Origin of the sequence: Ferviditalea candida, assembly GCF_035282765.1 — a bacterium.
Taxonomy (GTDB): Bacteria; Bacillota; Bacilli; order Paenibacillales; family KCTC-25726; genus Ferviditalea; species Ferviditalea candida.
In genome coordinates this window covers 1-5,263 of record NZ_JAYJLD010000068.1, presented here as the reverse complement: position 1 = coordinate 5,263, position 5,263 = coordinate 1, and the positions used below count along the sequence as shown (strand labels likewise).

7 protein-coding genes are annotated in these 5,263 nt (G+C 49.0%); 3 read left to right on the top strand and 4 right to left on the bottom strand.

Annotated features, from left to right (window positions below; all coding sequences use genetic code 11):
• Positions 1 to 188 precede the first annotated feature (188 nt).
• Positions 189 to 1,961 carry an ABC transporter ATP-binding protein gene (locus VF724_RS20820; RefSeq protein WP_371756152.1) on the top strand — a complete coding sequence of 591 codons (1,773 nt, stop codon included), beginning with the start codon at positions 189 to 191 and terminating at the stop codon, positions 1,959 to 1,961.
• 38 nt (positions 1,962 to 1,999) lie between these two features.
• Positions 2,000 to 2,497, top strand: coding sequence for a hypothetical protein (locus VF724_RS20815; protein ID WP_371756151.1), 498 nt, complete (start codon positions 2,000 to 2,002; stop codon positions 2,495 to 2,497).
• Positions 2,498 to 2,560: 63 nt separating this feature from the next.
• On the opposite strand, the gene VF724_RS20810 is transcribed toward VF724_RS20815, so the two are convergent.
• Positions 2,561 to 2,689 carry a hypothetical protein gene (locus VF724_RS20810; RefSeq protein ID WP_371756150.1) on the bottom strand — a complete coding sequence of 43 codons (129 nt, stop codon included), beginning with the start codon at positions 2,687 to 2,689 and terminating at the stop codon, positions 2,561 to 2,563.
• A gap of 440 nt (positions 2,690 to 3,129) precedes the next feature.
• On the opposite strand from VF724_RS20810, the gene VF724_RS20800 reads away from it, so the two are divergent.
• Entirely contained in the window at positions 3,130 to 3,417 is a 288-nt protein-coding gene (locus VF724_RS20800) for a hypothetical protein (protein ID WP_371756149.1), read from the top strand.
• Between the two features lie 90 nt (positions 3,418 to 3,507).
• Here the strand turns inward: VF724_RS20800 and VF724_RS20795 are convergent, their stop codons facing one another.
• The 3 genes from VF724_RS20795 to VF724_RS20785 all read right to left on the bottom strand — a co-directional run bounded on the left by VF724_RS20795 (position 3,508) and on the right by VF724_RS20785 (position 5,065).
• Positions 3,508 to 4,068, bottom strand: coding sequence for a superoxide dismutase family protein (locus tag VF724_RS20795; protein WP_371756148.1), 561 nt, complete (start codon positions 4,066 to 4,068; stop codon positions 3,508 to 3,510).
• 92 nt (positions 4,069 to 4,160) lie between these two features.
• Positions 4,161 to 4,724 (bottom strand): NAD(P)/FAD-dependent oxidoreductase, encoded by a 564-nt coding sequence (locus tag VF724_RS20790; RefSeq protein WP_371756147.1) that lies wholly within the window; start codon positions 4,722 to 4,724, stop codon positions 4,161 to 4,163.
• A gap of 128 nt (positions 4,725 to 4,852) precedes the next feature.
• Positions 4,853 to 5,065 (bottom strand): hypothetical protein, encoded by a 213-nt coding sequence (locus VF724_RS20785; RefSeq protein WP_371756146.1) that lies wholly within the window; start codon positions 5,063 to 5,065, stop codon positions 4,853 to 4,855.
• Between the last annotated feature and the right edge of the window lie 198 nt (positions 5,066 to 5,263).

The window sequence follows — 5,263 nt, the reverse complement described above, 5'->3', positions numbered from 1 at the left end:
CCTTCTTCAACTCTGCTCTAGTCAATGTCAATGTCTCCTGTCCCATAGTGACATTATCTCAGAACAGTTACAGGGTGACATTATCACAGCACAACGACAGCACGGAGGCGGGAAGCCTCCCTTTTTATTTGCTTTTCTGTTACAATAGCTTAATAATCAACATCCGGGAAATGGGGGGGGAGTAAACCGTGTCCAGCTTGAAAACTTACCTACAATTTGTCAAGCCGTACCGGGGGTTGATCCTCATCACCGTCATCATCGGCATCGTCAAGTTCGGGATCCCGCTGACGTTGCCTCTGATCCTCAAATATATCGTCGATCATCTTTTGTTGAACAACGATTTGACGGTCTCCGAGAAGCTTCGGCAGCTTGTAATGATTATCAGCGCCGCCTTCCTGCTGTTTGTTGTTCTAAGGGGACCCGTCGAGTATTTCAGGCAGTATTTTGCCCAGTTGACCACCAGCCGGATTTTATACGACATCCGAAGCCGTCTGTATGAGCATATCCAAAAGCTCTCTCTTCGTTATTATCAAAACCATAAAATCGGCGAAGTGATCTCCCGCTTTATCAACGATGTAGAACAGACCAAGAGCATTGTGGAAACCGGACTGATGAACATCTGGCTGGATTTGTTCACCCTGACGATCGCGATCGGGGTCATGTTTTATTTGAATCCACCGCTAACGTACGTCGCCATCGCCGTTTTCCCGCTGTACGGGCTGGCCGTCAAAATCCTGTACAAGAGGCTGAAGCAGCTGACGAAGGACCGCTCGCAGGCGCTGGCCGAAATTCAAGGCTACTTGCATGAACGAATTCAGGGCATCCCCGTGATCCGCAGCTTTACGCTCGAACAGTACGAAGGCCGCCGATTTGACGGAAAAAACCGAAATTTTCTCAACAAGGCCATGGCCCAAACCCGCTGGAACGCCCTCACCTTCTCCGTTATCAATACATTGACCGATCTGGCCCCGCTGATGGTCATCGGCTACGGCGGATATGAAGTGATCCGAGGAAATTTGTCGATGGGCTCGCTGGTCGCCTTTTTCGGATATCTGGAGCGTCTGTACAGCCCGCTTCGCAGGCTGGTGAATTCATCGACCGTGCTGACGCAAGCCTTCGCGTCGCTCGACCGAATGACCGATTTCATGAAGGAGCCTTATGATATCGTGGATGCGCCTGATGCCCGCGAACTGCCGACGGTCAAAGGCAAAATCGAATTTGACCGCGTCACGTTCAGCTACAGCGAGCAAACGGAAGCGATTCTCAGAAACATTCAACTGACCATTCAGCCCGGGCAAACCGTCGCTTTCGTGGGCATGAGCGGCGGCGGAAAATCTTCACTGGTATCGCTCATTCCCCGTTTTTACGATATCCGGGACGGAGCCATTCGCATTGACGGACGGGATATCCGGAACGTTACCTTGAAAAGCCTGCGCGGGCAGATCGGGATGGTGCTGCAGGACAACATCCTGTTCAGCGGCTCCGTATTCGAAAATATACTGATGGGCAGGCCCGATGCGACGGAGGACGAAATCATCCGCGCGGCGATCGCCGCCAATGCGCACGATTTTATTCAGCAGCTTCCGAACGGTTACAACACCGAAATCGGTGAACGCGGGGTCAAGCTTTCCGGAGGACAGAAACAGCGGATTGCCATAGCAAGGGTCTTTTTGAAAAATCCGCGCATTCTGATTTTTGACGAAGCCACGTCCGCTCTGGACCTCGAATCGGAGCATCTGATTCAATTGGCTTTGGAAAAACTGGTCAAGGACCGAACCACGCTGGTCGTCGCCCATCGGCTGTCGACGATAACGCATGCGGACCAGATTGTGCTGATCGAGAACGGCGAAATCAAGGAAATAGGCACCCATGACCAATTGATGAGGTTGGACGGCGCGTATGCCCGTCTTTACAAAGTACAGAACCTGACATCAATCAGCGAAGCCGTATTTCAAGCCTGAACTCATGATAATTTAATCCACTACTCAAAGGTGATCTGATGAACCGAATGAAAATCGATACCCTGTTAACCAAGCTGGAACAAGCACGGACTGATGCCGAATACGCGGATCTTCGCAAGCTGTTTGCCGAAGGAGGCTATTCGCTGTTCAGCCGATTTGTGGAACTGCTGCGGAACGAATTGAAACAATTTGAGGAAATGCAAGCGGAGAAGGTGCAGGAGATGTTGCGGAAAGGCCGGCTCGCTGTTCCGGAGCCCGGATCCATCAGCCCCGCCTGGAGCAGCATTTGGGAGGAACTGGAACGTACGGCGGCTTACAAGATGGAAGCGCTGCGCGCTATCGCTCCCGAAGACCGGAAAGGCGAATGGCAGATCATTATCGATAATCCTTTTTCTCATGAACCGATCATCTGCCATCCCGGCTTAACGTTCTCTGAAGCATCCTATTATTACGGATATTTTCGACTGAATTTGCAGAAAAACGAGTTCATCCGCCTGCAGCGGATTGTAAGCATGCTGACAACCTCCGGGTCCTGACCGGCGGCGCGGCTTCACGGACACGGATGAAGCTTGCTCTGTCCAACGGGTTCGCCAGTGCGCCTATGAAAGCAGGCTTTGCAATTTCTTGATGTCCGAGAACCAAATTTTCTTTTGCTCGATTCGGATGATGTCCCGGTTCTGCAGCTCAAGAAGAATCTTGGTGACCGTCTCTCTGACCGTGCTCGTCATATCGGCAATTTGCTGGATGCGTCAGCTTCAAGTCGATCAGCATTCCTTCTTGCCTTGCCTAACGCGCCGTATTCCCCGGCCAATCCGGAGATGAGCTTGATAACCCGGGCACGCGCGTCAAGCGTGAGTCAAATCCTTGAGCATTTCATTCGTCTTTCGGATGCGCGCTACGGCGACAATTTTGAGATTTTGACAATCCCTTCCTTGACAATAAAAAACTCATCCCCCGGCTCATTTCCCAAAAAAATGGTCGTTCCTTTTTTAAATGTCTTTTCAGAAAATTACGGGGAAATTTTCCTTATATCTTCGGGTGATAGCTGCTGAAAGAAAACTACATCCTTGAGAAAAAAATCGATGCGGCCCAACATGTCGACTTCCCTTTCCAAATCCTATCATCATCGAAATGACAAATTCGTTTTTTGAACGGAATGTAGTGAAGGATGGTCTCAACTAGTGAAGGCAGGAAAAAGCTCATTAAAGATTTTATATATATCTTGAAAGCGGTTAAAGATGACCGTAAAGATATGCACTACATCATTGATTTTTTAAGCATGCTTCTCCGGCATAAGGAAACTGTTCCTCCCACTACCGAAATGGTCACAATCTTAAAGTGCAATAAACCGATTTTATTTCAGCATTTGAAAAAAAGCATCCTGCCGTCGAGCCCGATGCACATTGTTCTGCAGATGAATATGGATTACGAAACAGCGCTGAACCGATTGAATTAGACCAGGGAACTTGATTTGAAAAATGAATGATTAAAATGATTAAAACAAAGAGGGAATGAAGGGCTTAGGCCGCTTCATTCCCTCAAAAACTTATTTCCGACTCTCCGTAATAACCCCGCAAGCGACCCTGTTTCCCGCATTTCCGGCCGGGTCCGTTATGTAGTCATCCGGATTTTCATGGATCACCAGCGCGGTTCCGCCGCGCTTCAGCAGCGAATTCGCTTCACCCTTCTTAAGCGTTACCTTTGCGGCCAAAATCTCCGCTTTGACGGTTCCGTCTTTTCCCACTTCAATATTCGGCAAATCTCCCGCATGATAGCCTTTCGGATTTTTAAACCCGTGCTGTTTGCCGTAAGGATTGAAATGTTCGCCTGCCGACTTGAAGTCCGGAGGACTGCATTTGCCCTTTTCATGAATATGAATGGCATGCGTTCCAGGCGAAAGGTTCGAGGCCGTTACTGCAATCTTGACGCCTTCCTCCGCTTCCGTCAATACGGCATTGCCGATCTTCTCTCCTTTGGAATCGTACAATACGGCCTGAGCCGAATTAACCTCCTTGGGCTCCGAGCTGCCCAATGTCGCCTTTGAATTACATGCGCTCAACGTCAGTATCATCACCGACAAAAGCAATATATAACCCGTTTTCTTCATGAACAGATCCTCCTGTTAGTCTATGGATTCACTGTTCATTATGTTCAATTCGCCGAGTCGGCAAACCTGTGAATTTGCTGCGCGCCGTTGGACTAGGATTTCAAAACATCATGATCGACATAGCGCTGACCATTCAATTCGCTGACGATATTGATGGCCACCTTCGCCCCGTCACCGGCAGTGATAATGGTATGCATGCTGACACCCGCACAAGTGCCGGCAGCCCAAATTCCCTCTTGATCGGTTCTACCCTGGGCATCCACCTTCAGGATCGACTTGATGCGCGGCTCCGTACCGGGAAGCGTCGGCAGACCTATAGCTTCCGCCAAATCGACCGCCAAACCGGTCGCAAGAATCACATGCTTGGCCGCATATTTGCCGTTCTCCGTTTCGATTTTCAGCCCTCCGTCGGCTTTAGTGATATTCACGGCCTTGTCCTTCACGAATTCAGCTCCGAACTTGACGGCCTGTTTGATACCCGTGTCGAACAGATCGGGCCCAGTTATCTCCATCACTCCATAATGATTTTCGATCCACGCCCGTTTTGTGACACTTTGATCGCTGTCGATCAACAGCGTTGCCTTACCGGCCTTAGCGGTAAACAAAGCTGCGCTGGATCCGGCCGGTCCTGCACCGATTATGGCAACATCATACATACTGGCATCTCCTTTGCATTGTAAATAGACTTATTCTTATATAAATAGGATTCCTATTCAGTATACCTAACGTAAAAGTAAATTTCTATATTTGCCTATATTCTGCGGCTTGAAAGGGCATGGGAGATCTATACGTTTTTCATGACTTCCCGGATGGACCTCAAAGGAACGCCCGTATTGAAATACACTTCCATTACAGAAGCGAACGGGTGCTGCTGCAAGTAATCCTTGATTTTATGGGAATGCTGCAGATGAATTTCCGCACAATCGATACACAAGCCGCTGTAGCTTCTTTCCCCTGTGTGAAACTTGCCGCAAACCGGACAGTTCGTGATCTTCAATTCCGTTCCCCCTAACCAATCAAGCGCTCTAAAGATCCAACTAAATTTTTCGGAGCTTGTTTTCAATTTCAGGGGGTATACTAATCTCAATAATCCAGCAAGGAGCTATTCCTGTAATGAATTAAAATGCGGTTTGCAAAACAAAAAGCGCCTCCTGTATGCTGGGTCATGGAATGCTGTACATTCACTGCCCTAATT